The organism is Allobosea lathyri, from assembly GCF_900108245.1.
Lineage (GTDB): Bacteria > Pseudomonadota > Alphaproteobacteria > Rhizobiales > Beijerinckiaceae > Allobosea > Allobosea lathyri.
The window spans coordinates 54310-68828 of sequence record NZ_FNUY01000003.1; the positions used below are offsets into that span (position 1 = coordinate 54310).

A 14519-nucleotide genomic window follows, 5' to 3' on the forward strand; every position below is an offset into this window, starting at 1 on the left:
ATCGAGTCTCATGCCAGTGCAGCCAGCCGTCACCGATGTCACGCTGACGCGCGACGATATGGGCTTCATCGCCAAGCTCGTCTACGAGCAGGCCGGCATCGTCATCCGCGAGCACAAGGAAGCGATGACGCGCGGCCGGCTGGCGCGCCGCGTCAAGGCGCTCGGGCTCGGCTCCGTCGCCGAATACTGCGCCTTCCTGAAGACGCCGGCCGCGCAGGATGAACTGCCCGAGCTGATCAATGCGGTGACCACGAACCACACCGCCTTCTTCCGCGAGCGGCACCATTTCGACCATCTGCGCAAGGATGTGCTGCCGAAGCTGGTGCAGGAGCGCAGCAACCGGCGCGGGCGCATCCGGATCTGGTCCTCGGCCTGCTCATCGGGCGAGGAGCCCTATACAATCGCCGCCTCCTGCCGCGACGTGCTGGGCTCGCGCAGCGATCTCGATTTCCGCATCCTCGCGACCGATATCGACACCGATATCCTGGTGCGGGCCGAAGCGGGCATCTATCCCGCCGAATTGTTCGAGCGCTTGCCGCCCGATGTGAAGCCCATGCTGAAGTTCGACGGCGCGCCCGGCCGGACCGAGGTGCGCATCAGTGACGATCTACGCCGGCTGATCGCGTTCAAGCGGCTCAACCTGATCGAGACCTGGCCGATGCGCGGGCCGTTCGACGTGATCTTCTGCCGCAACGTCTTCATCTATTTCGACACGCAGACGAAGGCCTCGATCCTCGATCGCTTCGTGGCGCTGCTGGCGCCCGGCGGGTTTCTTTATCTCGGACATTCTGAATCGCTTCCGCAGCCGCATCCGCAGCTGCGCCTGATCGGCCGCACCATCTACGAGAGAATTCCATGAGTGTCGTCCGGTCGTCCCGCCGCTATTTCGACCCCCGATTCGAGGCGACCATCATCACGGTTGCGCCGGGCGAGCATGAGATCACCTCGGCCAAGGACGAGATCGTCGCGACGGTGCTCGGCTCCTGCATCTCGGTATGCATGCGCGATCCCCAGGCCGGGGTCGGCGGCCTCAACCATTTCCTGCTGCCGAAGAACAACGGCGGCTCGGACGCCCATGCCGGCGAGCGCTATGGCGACACGGCGATGGAGGTGCTGATCAACGGCCTGCTCAAGCGTGGCGCCAGACGCAACCAGTTCGAGGCCAAGGTCTTCGGCGGGGCGCGCGTTCTCTCGGGCGCGACGATGCTGGCGATCGGCGACGGCAACATCGCCTTCGTCACCGAATTCCTCGAACGCGAGGGCATTCCGGTGGTCTCGAAGGATGTCGGGGGCACGCGCTCGCGGCGAATCCACTACCAGCCCTCGACGGGGCGCGCCTGGGTGCAGCATGTCCAGCCCAGCGTGCGCAGCAGCGAGCACCAGCAGGAAATCGCCTATCTCAACCGCCTCAAGACGCAGCCGGTGGCCGGTGAAGTCGAAATCTGGTGATGAGCATGCTGTCCTCTTCCTCCGCACCCGTGAAAGTCCTCGTCGTCGACGATTCCATCCTGATGCAGAAGCTGATGACGCAGATCATCGACTCCGCGCCGGGCTTCAAGGTCATCGGCGTCGCCGGCAGCGCCGAGGAGGGTTGGGACGCGATCCAGGAATTGCGCCCCGATGTGGTGACGCTCGACCTGGAACTGCCGGGCCGGCACGGCCTGAAGCTGCTGGCGCGGGTGCTGAAGCAGGACCCGCTGCCGGTGCTGATCGTCTCGGCCTTTGGCGGTCCCGGCGCCGACAACACGATCCAGGCGCTCGAACTCGGCGCGATCGATTTCATCGAGAAGCCCGACGGCACGACGCATACGCTCGAAGGCTTCATGAAGCATCTCGTGGCGGCGCTGCAGCGGGCCTCGGCCAGCCGGCGCATGTTCGCGGCGCGGCGCGAGGACGCGCCGGTGCGTCCTGCCGCCATGCGCGAGGCTTCGCGAGCGGGCGGGCGGACCTCGCTCATCGCCATCGGGGCCTCGACCGGTGGCGTTCCCGCCGTGCAGGTGGTGATGCGCGACCTCGCGCATCTGCGCATCCCGATCGTCGTGGTGCAGCATATGCCGCCGGGCTACACCGCGAAGTTCGCGGCGCGGCTGGCGGCTGCGACCGGGCTCGATGTGCGCGAGGCCGCCGAAGGCGACCGGCTGAAGCCCGGCATGGCCGTGGTCGCGCCTGGCGGGCCGCGCCATCTCGAGATCGAGGAGCGCCGTGGCGAACTCGTCTGCGCGCTCAGGGAGGGTCCGCTGGTGAGCGGCCATTCGCCCTCGGTCGACGTGATGTTCCATTCCGTGGCGCGCAGCCTCGGCTCGCATGCGGTCGGCGTCCTGCTGACCGGCATGGGCCGCGACGGCGCTGAGGGTTTGTTAGCTATGCGTAAAGCTGGCGCCGAGACGTTAATCCAAAGTGGGGAAACCTGCGTGGTAAACGGGATGCCGAAAGCGGCCTTCGAGATCGGAGCCGTCGACAGGGTTGTCGCGCTCGACCAGATCGGCGCTGCGGTGAGCCACCTGATCGGCGAGCGCCCCAATCTGCGCACCGCGTAAGGAGAACGTGATGAAAGCGAGAAGCGACTACCGGATCCTCGTGGTCGACGATCAGAAGAGCATGCGCGGTCTCGCGACCTACTTCCTGAAGCAGATCGAGTTCCAGGACATCGACGAGGCCGAGAACGCCCGCGAAGCCCTGATGAAGATGCAGACCAAGCGCTATGATCTGCTGCTGCTCGACTGGAACATGGACGGCATGAGCGGCATCGACCTGCTGCGCGCGATCCGCTCGGTGCCCGAGCTGAACCAGATCAAGATCATCATGGCGACCTCCGAGCGTTCGGTCGACAAGATGGACGAGGCCACGACCAATGGCGCCGACCATTATGTCGTGAAGCCCTATGAGCTGCGCGACCTCGAAGTGCGGGTGAAGAAGGTCCTGGCCTGCTGACTGGCCTGCTGAAGAGTGTCGGGAGACTCCAGTCCTCATCCTGAGGAGCGCTCGTAGAGCGCATCTCGAAGGATGCTCCAGATGTCGCTAGAGCCTCCTGAATCATCCTTCGAGACGCCATTCCCCGGGGGAATGGCGTCTCGAAGGATGAGGGCTTAGAGAATGTCGGAGCCTTAGTTGCGGCAAGCCCTCGTCTCGTTCGACCCGCTCACGACATCTTGACGCCTGAACACATCCATCCCGCCGTTCTCGACGTAATATCCTCGGAAGCGCCGATGAGTCCGGTTGCAGGGGAGATCGCCATGCCGCTGTCGCGTCGAAATCTGCTTGGGCTGGCCGGTGGCATCGGCGCGGTGGCCGCCTTTAGCCGTTCGGCCGTCGCGCAGAGCGCACCGAACGCCTACAGCTTTTCCTTCCAGCGGGCCGGCGGCGATGCGATGGCGCTGGCCGATTATCGGGGCCGGCCGATCCTGATCGTCAACACGGCGACGAATTGCGGCTTTGCCGGGCAGTTCGGCACGCTGGAGCAGCTCTGGCACCGTTATGCCAGTCGGGGCCTGATGCTCATCGCCGTGCCCAGCAATGATTTCGGCGGGCAGGAGCCGCTGGACGGCGCTGCGATCGCCGAAGCTGCGCGCCAGAGCCATGGCGCGACCTATGCCTTCGCCGAGAAGACGAAAGTGCGCGGTCCGGAGGCGCATCCGTTCTATCGCTGGGCCGCGGCCCAGCGCCCGGGCGAAACACCGAGCTGGAACTTCCACAAATATCTGGTTGGCCGCGACGGCGAGCTGATCGGCGGCTATTCGACAGCCACGGATCCGATCGGCCCGCAGCTCGTGCGCGCGATCGGGCAGGAGCTGCGGGCGGGTTGAGCCTGCCGTATTGGCCTGAGAAACACACCGTCATTCCGGGGCGGCCCGCAGGGTCGAGCCCGGAACCCAGAGCCGCCGCCGGTTCAGCACGGAGCGGGCCGCTTACGGCTTCGCCTGCTGAAACCTGAGGTTATGGGTTCCGGGCTCTTCGCTTCGCGCAGCCCCGGAATGACGGTGCGTTTCCGAGCAAAATTGACGCGGTGGCAGACGTTTGAGAATTCAGCCCTCATCCTGAGGAGCCGCGAAGCGGCGTCTCGAAGGATGCTCCAGCGGGTTCCGGAGCCTCCTGAAGCATCCTTCGAGACGCCATTCCCCTGGGAATGGCTCCTCAGGATGAGGGCTGAGGGAGTTTTTCAAAGCGACTTTGAGAGCTCGGCTCCCGTCAGGTCTTCGGCTTCGTCGCCGGCCTGAATGCGACCAGCACCGCCGGGTCGGTTTCCAGATACGGCCCTTCGATCAGGTCGATGCAATAGGGTATCGCCGGCATGACCGCGTCCAGGCATTCGGCGATGGCGCGGGGGCGGCCGGGCAGGTTGACGATCAGCGCCTTGCCGCGAATGCCGGCCGTCTGGCGCGAGAGGATCGCGGTCGGGACCTTGGTCAGGCTGACCTGGCGCATCAATTCGCCGAAGCCGGGCATCGGCTTTTCCACGACATCCTCGGTCGCTTCAGGCGTCACGTCGCGCGGTGCCGGCCCGGTGCCGCCGGTGGTGACGATCAGGCAGCAGCCCTCTCGATCGGCAAGCTCGACCAGCGTGTCGGCGATGATTTTGCGGTCGTCCGGGATCACGCGGATGACAGGGTGCCAGAGCGAGGCCAGCACCTTGTCGAGATAGTCCCGGATCGCGGGCCCGCCCTCATCGGCATAGATGCCGGCGGAGGCGCGGTCCGACACGGTGACGATTCCGATCCTGATATCCGTGCTCATGCCGCAGCCTCGATGCTTTCCGAAAAAAACGTGGCGCAGATGTGCCGGATGACTGGGGTGGACGCCACCGAAATCCGACGAGCTCAGCCTTTGCGGCGGTCGCGCAGGCGGCGCAGCCATTGCCGGGCGCGCGCGGCCATCTGCGCCGGGCCGGGCCGGGCGCTGCCGAGGCCGATGATCGCATTGGCCATCGTCCGGCGCTCGCCCCAGACATAGGTTCCGGCATCGACGCCATCGCCGGCGCCACTGTCGAAAAAGGTGGCGGGCGTTCCCGCAAAATCGGCCTGGATCATCGCCACGGTCAGCGCGCGGCCGGGCGAATAACGGCTTTGCGTCTCGTCATAGGCGATCTTGAGGAAATGGCGGGTGCCGGCGCTCTCGATCAGCAGCCCCATGGCGATCGGCTGCTCGTCGAGCAGCAGCGCATCAACCTGAAGCGCATCCTCCCTGGCAAAGCGCATGACGAGTTCGCGGAAATAGGCGGCGTCCGCAGGCAGGCAGGCGATCGCGGTGCCTTCCTTGCCCTTCCAGCCGGCGGCTTCGAGATTCAGGAAGGTTTCGAGCGCGTCGCGGGCCGCATCGCCGCGCCTGCGCCGCAAGGTGACCGCGCCATTGCGGGCGATGGCGCGGAACTGCTGCATGCGCTTCTTGTAGCTGGAGCCGAGCGCGCGTCGGAGATAGCGCTCGGTGTCGTCGCCGGGTTGCGCCAGCATCACCGGACGCGCCCAGGTCTCGTAGGTTCGCAGCCGGCTTGCGGTGACGCGGCAGGCTTCCGCGAGGGTGGTGAAGCCGGCGCCCTCGATGGGGAGAAGCGGCAGGGCCAGCGTCTTGGGCAGGTCTCCGGAGGCCAGCAGATAGCGCAGCATCGCCTGCGCGACATCATCGGCATGGTCCCGGTCCAGCACCGGAATGGACGAGACCTCGTAGAGCGGCAGCAGAGGCGATACGAGAACCGCCGCAAAGCCGCTGCGCCAGTCGCGCTGCCGGCGCAGCACCCAGACCCCGATCAGCCGTTCCGAGCCGAGTGCCTCGCTGAGCCAGGCCGTGAGAATAACGATCTCGGCTTCCGGCACCAGCAGCATGGCGGCCGCGACAGCAGCAGGCGCCATATGCGGGTTGGGCTCCAGCGCATGGCGGGCGAGCTCGGCGAAGGCCGGGCCGAGCGCCACGTAGTCGGCGGGGCGGGCGCGCCTGACGACGATGCCGGCGTTCAAGGCGTTTTGCCGTCCCGATGACCCTCGCGCGGACCGCGACGCAGTTCGCCGCGCAGCGACAGCACGAAGGCGATGACCTGCGCGGCGGCGCGGTAAAGCTCCTCCGGGATCTGGTCGTCCAGCTCGACCGCCGAAAGCGCTTGCGCCAGCACGGCGTTCTGCTCGATGGCGACATCATGTTCGCGGCCTGTGTCGATGATGCGCTGCGCCAGTTCGCCCCGGCCCTTGGCCGTGACGCGCGGCGCGCCGTGCCCGTCATATTCGAGCGCGATGGCGATCTGACGGGGCAGGGGCGTCGTCATGAGAGGCGGTCCAGGAACTGGCCGGCGGTGGGCTGGGCCACGCGCGGCTGGCCGGTGTGGATATCGATGACGCCCTTGTCGAATTCGGCATCGACCAGCGCGGCTTCCAGACCAGGGCTGGCGCCGCGCAGCATGCGGCTCGTTTCCTCCCGCTCGGCCCAGAGCGTGACGCCGACGCTGCGGCCCTGCAGCGTCACCACACCCTGAAGCGGCCCCATCGGCTCGACATCCAGCGCGAAGCGAATGCGCCAGAGCGGCGGCGTCACGCCATTGGCGTCGCGCCGGGGCGGTTCCTTCTCGATCTGCAGCGGCAGGACCGCGGAGCCCTGATGAAAGGCAAGCGGGATCTCGGTGAGCCAGCGCTGGTTCTGCGCCTGATCGGCGCGAGCGCCCTCCAGCGGCAGCGAGGCATATTGCCCGAGCTTGATCCGGTCGAGGGCCGCATCGGTCTGGTCCAGCAAGGTCTCGGCGATGGCGAGGGGCTTTTCGCCCGCCGACAGGCTCGGCTCGGCGATGTTCTGGGGCGCGAGCGGTCCGTCGCGGCGCGGCGGGGCAGGGCGGCTCTGCTGCTCCGGCCCGGTCATCGGCTGCTCAAGCCTCGCCAATTGCTCGCGCGCGGCCTGCTGGGCTCTCTCGACCGGTCCGGAATTGGCGGCCGAGGGGCGCATGGACAGGGCGTCGATCAGGGGAACGAGACTCTCGCGCAGGGCCAGCAGGCTCGCCTTGAGATCGCCGCGTGGCGGGGGTGCTTGGCCGCTGGCCTGCCGCGCCTCCAGGAACAGGCCGGAGCCCTGCACGGCTTCCTTAAGCACCTGCGCCGTCAGGGGCTTGCGCTCGACCGGGATGGGCTGAACCAGAACCCGGTCGATCGCGGCGAGCAGGGGTTTCGGCAAGACGAGCGCGATCGAGCCCTCGGCCAGGCCGCGCAGATTGGCGAGAAGCGGGGCGAGGCTGTCCTGCCGCGCCAGCGCCGCGCCGAGCAGCGGACCGACGACGGAGCGAGGCGTGGCGACAGGCGCTTCAGCTGCGACGGTCTCGGCTGGCTGCGAGGCTGGGAGCGGTTGCGAGACGGATGGCCGTTGCGGAGCGGTGAGTGCCGGGGCGGGGCTGGTGGTGGCCGGTATCGGCGCGGAAGCGCCTGGTGTTGTCGCAAGCGGAGGGGCAGACGGATCGAGGGACAGGTTCGCCCGTTGCAGCGCGGCGAGTACCGTTGCGGGGCTGGTGGTGACTGGAGTCGGCGCGGTAGCGCCTGGCGTTGTCGCAAGCGAGGCGGCGGGCGGATCCGTGGGCAGGGTCTGTCGTGGCGGTTGGGCGGTCGCGGGAGGGCGGATTTCGAGAAGCGTGGCCTTCAGGCCGGCTTGCGGCTCTTCAGTGGCGTCGATCCGCAGGACCAGCGTGGCGCCGGGCTGGAGCGTCGCCTGTTTCGCCTCGGGGCCGGCGAGCACGAGCGAAATCCGGGTATTGTCGACCAGCGCAATCGCTGTGCCGTCGCCGGCGAGCGAGAGCAGGCGCGCCTCGACCGTCTTGCCGACAGCCAGCTCCGACGCCGGCGCGAGCGCCTGCAGCAGGGTGGCCAAATTCTGGCTCTGGATGAGCGCGGCGAGGTTCATTGGCATTGGCCGTGAGCGTGACGCTTAAACCCTGACATGAAAGTTTAAGCATTTCCTTGCGTTGGGAGTGCCGGGGCTGAGGAGCGGCGCAGCCCGCAGGGGCGTGCTGCGCAAGTGGTGCTGGCGCCTGCCGCCCCGCTGGGGCAGGCTCGGAAGCCTGACGCGATGGAGTGCTAGCTATGGATTATCGTCGACTGGGCCAGTCCGGCCTCAAGGTCTCGCCGCTGTGCCTGGGCACGATGATGTTCGGCGGGGCGACCAGCGAAGCGGATTCGCGCGGGATCGTCGACCATGCGCGCGCCGCCGGGATCAATTTCATCGATACGGCCGATGTCTACAATGAAGGGCGCTCCGAGGAGGTCACGGGCCGCGCCATCGCGGCGAACCGGCACGATTGGGTTCTCGCCACCAAGGTCGCCAACAGCATGGGCCCCAGCCCCAACCAGCGCGGGCTCTCGCGCAAATGGGTGATGCAGGCCTGCGAGGACAGCCTGCGCCGGCTCGGCACCGATTTCATCGACATCTACTATCTCCACAAGGAGGATCACGAGACGCCGCTGGCCGAGACGGTGCGCGCGATCGGCGACCTCGTGCGCCAAGGCAAGATCCGGCATTTCGGCATCTCGAACTACCGCTCCTGGCGGCTCGCCGAGATCTGCCGCCTCTGCGACGATCTCGGCATCGACCGGCCGATCGTCAGCCAACCCTATTACAACGCGCTGAACCGCATGCCGGAGGTGGAACATCTGCCGGCCTGCGGCCATTTCGGCCTCGGCGTCGCCTCCTATTCGCCGCTGGCGCGTGGCGTTCTGACCGCGAAATACGAGCCGGGCCAGGCGCCCCAGGAGGGAACGCGGGCCGCGAGCGGCGACAAGCGGATCATGCAGACCGAATGGCGCGAGGAAAGCCTCGTCATTGCCCAGACGATCAAGGCACATGCCGCAGCGCGCGGCCTGACGCCGATCCAGTTCGCGGTGCGCTGGGTGCTGAACAACAAGCTCATGACGGCGGCGATCGCCGGGCCGCGCACGCTGGAGCAATGGCAGGGTTATCTCGCGGCCCTCGACGCCGACTTTACGGCGGAAGACGAGGCGCTGGTCGACTCTCTCGTTCCGGCCGGCCACCCCTCGACGCCGGGCTACAGCGATCCGGCCTATCCGCTGGAAGGACGGATCAGCCGCACCGGCGTCTGACGATTGCGTCAGGCGGCAGAAAGGGGTTTGCCATCGCGGCCATGCATACCTAACTGGACGACGGGGGAGCTGCCGGGCGGCACGGCGGCACCGAAGCGGCGATGCGGGGGTTTATGGCGGTCGAAGGTGTCACGGGCGACCTGATCAAGGTCGTAAGCCTGCTCGGGGCGGGGGTCGTCGCGGTGCCGCTGTTCCGGCGTCTCGGACTGGGCTCCGTGCTGGGCTATTTCAGCGCCGGGCTCGCGATCGGGCCCTATGGGCTTGGGCTGTTTGGCAATCCTGAATCCGTGCTGCATGTCGCCGAATTCGGCGTCGTGATGTTCCTCTTCATCATCGGGCTGGAAATGCAGCCCTCGCGGCTGTGGAACCTGAGGCGCGAAATCTTCGGCCTCGGCGTCGCGCAGGTGACCCTGTGCGGGGCGTTGCTGACCGGGGTCGGCGTCGTCTACGGGCTGCCCCTGCCGGCCGCCTTCCTCGCCGGCATGGGCTTCGTGCTCTCATCGACCGCTGTCGTCATGCAGATGCTGAACGAGCGTGGCGAGACCTCGACGCCGCAAGGCCAGCAGGCCGTCTCGATCCTGTTGCTCGAAGATCTGGCGATCGTGCCGTTGCTGGCGATTGCGGCGTTCCTGGCTCCGTTCAAGAACAGCAGCGACGATGCCTGGCTGTCCTTCGGCATCGGGCTCGCCTGCGTCGCGGGGCTGGTCGCGGCGGGGCGCTGGCTGCTCAATCCGATGTTCCGCATCCTTGCCCTGGCGCAGGCGCGCGAGGTGATGACGGCTGCGGCCCTGCTGGTCGTGCTCGGCTCGGCGCTGCTGATGCAGCTCGGCGGGCTTTCGATGGCGATGGGCGCGTTCCTGGCCGGCGTATTGCTATCGGAATCGAGTTTCCGCCATCAGCTCGAAGCCGATATCGAGCCGTTCCGCGGCATCCTGCTCGGCCTGTTCTTCCTCGCGGTCGGCATGTCGCTGGATCTGGGCGTCATCGTCCGCGAATGGGCGCTGATCGCCTTGTCCGTGCTCGCCTTCATGGCGGTCAAGGCGACCGGCATCTTCATCGTCGCCAAGCTTTTCAAATCCAAGACGCGCGAGGCGATCACGCGCGTCGCGCTGTTCTCGCAGGGCGGCGAATTCGCCTTCGTGCTTTACGCTGCGGCGCTGTCTGCGGGCATCTTCGACGCGCATATCAATGCGGTGGCGAGCGCCACTGTCATTCTGTCGATGGCGCTGACGCCGCTGCTCGTGATCGCGCTCGACCGCTATCTGCCGCCGGAGGAGACCTCGCTCGACGGCGTCGACGTCGCCGACGGTCTCAACGGCCGGACGCTGATCATCGGCTTCGGACGCTTCGGGCAGGTCGCCAGCCAATCGCTGCTGGCGCGCGGGTTCAGCGTCTCGATCATCGAGGTCGATGTCGAGCTGATCACGGCAGCGGCCGATTTCGGCTTCAAGGTGCATTATGGCGACGGCACGCGTCCGGAAATCCTGCATGCGTCGGGGGCCGGGCAGGCGGAGGCGGTGCTGATCTGCGTCGATAATCGCGCCACCTCCGACAGGATCGTGGCGGTGGCGCAGGAGAACTTCCCGCACGCCAAGCTGTTCGTGCGCGCCTATGATCGCGGCCATGCGATGGACCTGATCCGCGTCGGCGTCGAGTACCAGATCCGCGAGACTTTCGAATCCGCGATGGCCTTCGGCACTGCCGTGCTGCTGGGCATGGGCGTGCCGGAGGAGGAGGCGCGCGAAATCGCCGAGGATGTCCGCCGTCGCGACGAGGAGCGGCTCGATCTGCAGGTGGCGAGCGACATCCATGCCGGCGGCAATCTGGTTCGCGGCAATGCGCCGACGCCCGCGCCCCTGACCAAGCCGACACCTGCGCCACTGACCAAGCCGAAGGCGGCCGGCAAGATCCACGGCAACATGCCCGACGATTACGGCGAATGATCCACCGTTAGCGCTGGGCTGCTCAGTTCACGACGCAGAAGCCGCCGACGACGACGTCGCTGCGGCACCAGGGCTTCTTGGCGTCGTCATTGATCGTGAGCCGGAGCGGCGTCGGCTCGAGGGCCGCCGTGGTCGCGGGCGGGAAGGGGGCTCGCTCTGGCTTGCCGATCTGGGCCGCCGCTGCGCGCGATGAAAGACCCACGCCGGGTATGATGAGAAGGCCGCGGCTGGTGTTCGAGGTCGCCGGAGTGGGGCTGGTCTTGCCGCCGCCAAAACGCATTTTTCTGGCCTCGGCGACCGCGGGCAGCAAGGTGGTTGCGAGGACGAGGCAGGCGATCTTGAGCGCGCGGTTCATGATGCAAATCTCCGACCCTGGCTAAAATGCCCGAGTTCGCGGCGCGAGCAACAGGAGCTTCCGATCAACCTCAGCGAGCCGTTAACGCGATTGTCGATGCAGCGGCGCTGCCGGGCGCCACCATCAGGGCCTCCCAGGCGGCCATGGCACCACGCGCAATCGCCTCGAGCATCGGGCGCGAGGCACCGTCGCGGGCCTGGATCGACATGCCCTGCTGCACCGTGACGTAATAGCTCGCGATCGCGCGCGCATCGATGGAGGCTGGCAATTCGCCGGCAAGGATGGCGCTGCGCAGCCGCGCTTCGATGGCATCGACGCTTCCCGCGCGCATCTCCCGCAGGATCCGGCTCGTCTCATCGCCGACGCCGACGGCGTTCACGGCCGAGAGCACGACCATGCATCCGGGCGGGCGGCCCGGGCGCGTGAAGGTCTCGGCGCTGGCCAGCAGGAAGCCCTCGAGAGCGGCGCGCGCGGTATCCGCCTGCCTGAGCGGCGCGACGATATCGTCGCTCTCGGTCTCCGAGAAATAAGCGATCGCTTCGCGGTAAAGCGCCTCCTTGCTGCCGAAAGCGGCGTAGAGACTGGGCGAATTGATCTGCATGGCCTCGGTGAGATCGCTCATCGAGGTCGCCTGATAGCCGCGATCCCAGAACACCGTCATGGCGCGGGCCAAGGCGGATTCGCGGTCGAAACTGCGCGGACGCCCGCGTTCGGCCATGGCTTCAACCTTTCTGTGTCGATCGATATATATTCCCTTGACGGCGCTGGGCAAGCCCTCCATGTTTTATGTATCGATCAACACATAAATGGAGCGGACCAATGTCCCGCCTATCTGGAAAACGTGCCCTCGTGACCGGCGGTAGCCGCGGGATCGGCGCGGCCATCGCCCTTCGCCTGGCCCAGGAAGGCGCCGATGTCGCGCTGACCTATGAGCGCTCCGCCGACAAGGCAGCCGAGATCGTGCGAGCGATCGAGGCGCTGGGCCGCAAGGGTGTCGCGATCGCCGCCGACAGCGCCGATGTTGCGGCGGTGAAGGGGGGCGTCGAAAAGGCGGTCTCCGCCTTAGGCGGACTCGACATCCTCGTGAACAATGCCGGCATCTGGCGCGGCGGGCCGGTCTCCGAATGGACGCTTGAGGATATCGACGCGACGCTCGCGGTGAATGTGCGCGCCGTCGTGGTGGCGTCCCAGGCGGCTTCGGCCCATCTCGGCGAGGGCGGCCGGATCATCTCGATTGGCTCCTGCCTGGCCGAGCGGGTGGTCGAGCAGGGCGCGACGCTCTATGCGATGAGCAAGGCCGCGCTGATCGGCTTCACCAAGGGGCTGGCCCGCGATCTCGGCCCGCGCGGCATTACAGTCAATATCGTCCATCCCGGCTCGACCGATACCGACATGAACCCGGCTGCGGGCGCGCAGGCCGATGCGCAGCGGGCGAAGATGGCGATCCCGCGCTATGGCAAGCCCGACGACATCGCCGGAATGGTCGCCTATCTCGCGAGCGAGGAGGCCCGCTTCGTGACCGGCGCCGGCTTCGCCATCGATGGCGGCGTCAACACCTGAAGGCAGGCAGCGTGCGGCGGCTCAGTTGAGAACGCAGAAGCCGCCGCCTACGACGCCTGTCCGGCATTCCTGCCGGTCAGTTGCCGGGCAGCACGATGATGGTTGGCCTTGCCGGCAGGGCGGATTTGGCGATGGTGATCGTGGATGTGGCGCGCCGTTCGACCGGCCATAGATCCTGCGAGCGCGCCAGGAAGCGGTTCAGGCTCGAACCGCCGAAGAAATGCATCGGGATCATCACCTTGGCCTGGAGGGATTTCAGCACCTCGACCATGCCCTCCTGATCGAGCGTATAGCTGCCATCGACCGGGAACAGCACGACATCGACGCGGCCGAGCGCGCGCAGATGCCCGGGTTCCAGCGGGTGATGGAGGTGGCCGAGATGGGCGATGCAGAGATCGCCGATCTCGAAGACGAACATTGAATTGCCGTCGAAATCCGTCGAGCCCGAATAGGAGCGGATGTTGGTTGGCACATTGCGCACCCGCAAGTCGCCGAGCGTGATCTCATGCTTGGCGGCGCCGGCTCCCGTGGGGTCCCAGCCCGGCAGGACCTGCTTGATGGCGGGGTCGGGATTGCGCGAGTTGTGCGTCGAATGCGCCTTGTTCATCGTCGCGATGTCCGGCGTCTCAGGCGGGCGGACATAGTCGTTATAGTCGGTAGCGGCCTTGATGCCGCCCGGCGTCTCGATCAGGAAGGTGGCGTGGCCGACGAAAGTCAGGCGCGCCTCGCCTTTTGCGAGATTGACCGGATGGGTCAGGTTGGCGCGCTGGATCGGCAGCATGAGGCCCGCCATTTCGGGGCGGCAGCCGGGTTCGTCGGACTGGGCGCGTGAGGGCACGGCGAGGAGGGCGGCGGCAAACAGCGCCAGTGCGCTTGGCAACAGCATCTTCGACACGCGCATCGGCCGCTCCCGTATCCAGTCCCAGCAAGCGGAAGCTGAGGCAAAAGCCGGGCCGGGGGAAGTCTTAGCCGCTGCTCTGGCGGTTTCGTGAAGCGTGTGCCCGTCGCGAGCGACAAGCGTGGCGTCGGGCTGGCTAATGTCCGGCGGGGGTGGCGCCCGGCGCGGTTTGCCTGATCGTCACCGTCGCACTGGCGAGACGCGCGTAAAGCTTTCTGCGACGAAGCAAAGGCAGCCAGTCATAGAGGAACATTTCTGCCGGCCGCCAGATGACCACCCATCCGATAATGACGAAGCTCTCCTGAAGGACCCGCACGAAAGGGCCCTCGAAGCGCTGGGTCAGCGTCCAGCTCAGGAACAGGCAGACGGACAGAACCGCGAAACCGATCAGAAATGCGAGGCGGCCGTCCCGGAACAGCTCCCGGATCGCGCGCGTCTCCGCTTTCTCCTTGGCGCGGAACCAGCCGGTGATCGCGCTTTCGAGGTCCGAGGGGGCGCCGCGCTCGTCGCCATCCGACTGAAGATGGATGACGATCTCGATCGGCTGGTCCTTCGGCAGCTCATCCGCCCATTCAACGATGAACTGCTCAGCCTCGGCGGAGAGGTCGCGCTCGCGGAAGGGAAACGGGTCGAGCGTGTTGAACAGCTGCGCGCTGTCGCGCAGGCGCAATTCGATCGCGGCGGTCTGTGCTGGAGGCGTCAACGATCGGGTC

The 14519-nt window shown here is 66.9% G+C and carries 16 protein-coding genes; 8 read left to right on the top strand and 8 right to left on the bottom strand.

What is annotated here, in order from left to right:
* Nucleotides 1–10: 10 nt before the first annotated feature.
* The 5 genes from C4S73_RS07770 to C4S73_RS07790 all read left to right on the top strand — a co-directional run bounded on the left by C4S73_RS07770 (nucleotide 11) and on the right by C4S73_RS07790 (nucleotide 3803).
* Nucleotides 11–859 carry a CheR family methyltransferase gene (locus C4S73_RS07770; RefSeq protein ID WP_244595493.1) on the top strand — a complete coding sequence of 283 codons (849 nt, stop codon included), beginning with the start codon at nucleotides 11–13 and terminating at the stop codon, nucleotides 857–859.
* Nucleotides 856–1449 carry a chemoreceptor glutamine deamidase CheD gene (locus tag C4S73_RS07775; RefSeq protein ID WP_103871936.1) on the top strand — a complete coding sequence of 198 codons (594 nt, stop codon included), beginning with the start codon at nucleotides 856–858 and terminating at the stop codon, nucleotides 1447–1449. Before C4S73_RS07770 ends, C4S73_RS07775 begins: the two co-directional genes overlap by 4 nt.
* A 5-nt stretch (nucleotides 1450–1454) precedes the next feature.
* Entirely contained in the window at nucleotides 1455–2537 is a 1083-nt protein-coding gene (gene cheB / locus C4S73_RS07780) for a chemotaxis-specific protein-glutamate methyltransferase CheB (RefSeq protein WP_160115690.1), read from the top strand.
* A gap of 10 nt (nucleotides 2538–2547) precedes the next feature.
* Entirely contained in the window at nucleotides 2548–2931 is a 384-nt protein-coding gene (locus C4S73_RS07785; protein ID WP_103871938.1) for a response regulator, read from the top strand.
* A 302-nt stretch (nucleotides 2932–3233) separates the two neighbouring features.
* Entirely contained in the window at nucleotides 3234–3803 is a 570-nt protein-coding gene (locus C4S73_RS07790) for a glutathione peroxidase (RefSeq protein ID WP_103871939.1), read from the top strand.
* Between the two features lie 382 nt (nucleotides 3804–4185).
* Here the strand turns inward: C4S73_RS07790 and mog are convergent, their stop codons facing one another.
* The 4 genes from mog to fliK form a co-directional block, all read right to left on the bottom strand.
* Nucleotides 4186–4731: a molybdopterin adenylyltransferase gene (gene mog, locus C4S73_RS07795; protein ID WP_103872403.1), complete on the bottom strand. Its 546-nt coding sequence runs from the start codon at nucleotides 4729–4731 to the stop codon at nucleotides 4186–4188.
* Nucleotides 4732–4814: 83 nt separating this feature from the next.
* Nucleotides 4815–5945, bottom strand: a complete 1131-nt coding sequence (locus tag C4S73_RS07800) for a GNAT family N-acetyltransferase (RefSeq protein ID WP_103871940.1) — start codon at nucleotides 5943–5945, stop codon at nucleotides 4815–4817.
* Nucleotides 5942–6247: an EscU/YscU/HrcU family type III secretion system export apparatus switch protein gene (locus C4S73_RS07805; protein ID WP_103871941.1), complete on the bottom strand. Its 306-nt coding sequence runs from the start codon at nucleotides 6245–6247 to the stop codon at nucleotides 5942–5944. Before C4S73_RS07805 ends, C4S73_RS07800 begins: the two co-directional genes overlap by 4 nt.
* On the bottom strand, nucleotides 6244–7857 hold the full coding sequence (gene fliK / locus C4S73_RS07810; RefSeq protein ID WP_160115691.1) for a flagellar hook-length control protein FliK: 1614 nt from the start codon (nucleotides 7855–7857) through the stop codon (nucleotides 6244–6246). Before fliK ends, C4S73_RS07805 begins: the two co-directional genes overlap by 4 nt.
* A gap of 179 nt (nucleotides 7858–8036) precedes the next feature.
* Between fliK and C4S73_RS07815 the strand changes: the two genes are divergently transcribed.
* Nucleotides 8037–9050 (top strand): aldo/keto reductase, encoded by a 1014-nt coding sequence (locus C4S73_RS07815; protein WP_103871943.1) that lies wholly within the window; start codon nucleotides 8037–8039, stop codon nucleotides 9048–9050.
* Between the two features lie 113 nt (nucleotides 9051–9163).
* Nucleotides 9164–10993 carry a monovalent cation:proton antiporter-2 (CPA2) family protein gene (locus C4S73_RS07820; protein ID WP_103871944.1) on the top strand — a complete coding sequence of 610 codons (1830 nt, stop codon included), beginning with the start codon at nucleotides 9164–9166 and terminating at the stop codon, nucleotides 10991–10993.
* Between the two features lie 22 nt (nucleotides 10994–11015).
* On the opposite strand, the gene C4S73_RS07825 is transcribed toward C4S73_RS07820, so the two are convergent.
* Both C4S73_RS07825 and C4S73_RS07830 read right to left on the bottom strand, forming a co-directional pair.
* A complete protein-coding gene (locus C4S73_RS07825) occupies nucleotides 11016–11348 on the bottom strand; it encodes a hypothetical protein (protein ID WP_103871945.1) in 333 nt (110 codons plus the stop codon).
* Nucleotides 11349–11418: 70 nt separating this feature from the next.
* Nucleotides 11419–12066 carry a TetR/AcrR family transcriptional regulator gene (locus C4S73_RS07830; protein WP_103872404.1) on the bottom strand — a complete coding sequence of 216 codons (648 nt, stop codon included), beginning with the start codon at nucleotides 12064–12066 and terminating at the stop codon, nucleotides 11419–11421.
* A 101-nt stretch (nucleotides 12067–12167) separates the two neighbouring features.
* On the opposite strand from C4S73_RS07830, the gene C4S73_RS07835 reads away from it, so the two are divergent.
* Nucleotides 12168–12908 (top strand): SDR family oxidoreductase, encoded by a 741-nt coding sequence (locus tag C4S73_RS07835; RefSeq protein ID WP_103871946.1) that lies wholly within the window; start codon nucleotides 12168–12170, stop codon nucleotides 12906–12908.
* A gap of 76 nt (nucleotides 12909–12984) precedes the next feature.
* Here the strand turns inward: C4S73_RS07835 and C4S73_RS07840 are convergent, their stop codons facing one another.
* Both C4S73_RS07840 and C4S73_RS07845 read right to left on the bottom strand, forming a co-directional pair.
* Nucleotides 12985–13809, bottom strand: a complete 825-nt coding sequence (locus tag C4S73_RS07840) for an MBL fold metallo-hydrolase (RefSeq protein WP_103871947.1) — start codon at nucleotides 13807–13809, stop codon at nucleotides 12985–12987.
* A 133-nt stretch (nucleotides 13810–13942) separates the two neighbouring features.
* Nucleotides 13943–14509, bottom strand: a complete 567-nt coding sequence (locus C4S73_RS07845; RefSeq protein ID WP_244595495.1) for a hypothetical protein — start codon at nucleotides 14507–14509, stop codon at nucleotides 13943–13945.
* Nucleotides 14510–14519 lie beyond the last annotated feature (10 nt).

Bases quoted from the DNA above. Each gene is read 5' to 3' on its own strand.
- C4S73_RS07770 (WP_244595493.1), top strand. From the start codon at position 11: ATGCCAGTGCAGCCAGCCGTCACCGATGTCACGCTGACGCGCGACGAT.
- C4S73_RS07775 (WP_103871936.1), top strand. From the start codon at position 856: ATGAGTGTCGTCCGGTCGTCCCGCCGCTATTTCGACCCCCGATTCGAG.
- cheB (WP_160115690.1), top strand. From the start codon at position 1,455: ATGCTGTCCTCTTCCTCCGCACCCGTGAAAGTCCTCGTCGTCGACGAT.
- C4S73_RS07785 (WP_103871938.1), top strand. From the start codon at position 2,548: ATGAAAGCGAGAAGCGACTACCGGATCCTCGTGGTCGACGATCAGAAG.
- C4S73_RS07790 (WP_103871939.1), top strand. From the start codon at position 3,234: ATGCCGCTGTCGCGTCGAAATCTGCTTGGGCTGGCCGGTGGCATCGGC.
- mog (WP_103872403.1), bottom strand. From the start codon at position 4,731: ATGAGCACGGATATCAGGATCGGAATCGTCACCGTGTCGGACCGCGCC.
- C4S73_RS07805 (WP_103871941.1), bottom strand. From the start codon at position 6,247: ATGACGACGCCCCTGCCCCGTCAGATCGCCATCGCGCTCGAATATGAC.
- fliK (WP_160115691.1), bottom strand. From the start codon at position 7,857: ATGAACCTCGCCGCGCTCATCCAGAGCCAGAATTTGGCCACCCTGCTG.
- C4S73_RS07815 (WP_103871943.1), top strand. From the start codon at position 8,037: ATGGATTATCGTCGACTGGGCCAGTCCGGCCTCAAGGTCTCGCCGCTG.
- C4S73_RS07820 (WP_103871944.1), top strand. From the start codon at position 9,164: ATGGCGGTCGAAGGTGTCACGGGCGACCTGATCAAGGTCGTAAGCCTG.
- C4S73_RS07825 (WP_103871945.1), bottom strand. From the start codon at position 11,348: ATGAACCGCGCGCTCAAGATCGCCTGCCTCGTCCTCGCAACCACCTTG.
- C4S73_RS07830 (WP_103872404.1), bottom strand. From the start codon at position 12,066: ATGGCCGAACGCGGGCGTCCGCGCAGTTTCGACCGCGAATCCGCCTTG.
- C4S73_RS07835 (WP_103871946.1), top strand. From the start codon at position 12,168: ATGTCCCGCCTATCTGGAAAACGTGCCCTCGTGACCGGCGGTAGCCGC.
- C4S73_RS07840 (WP_103871947.1), bottom strand. From the start codon at position 13,809: ATGCGCGTGTCGAAGATGCTGTTGCCAAGCGCACTGGCGCTGTTTGCC.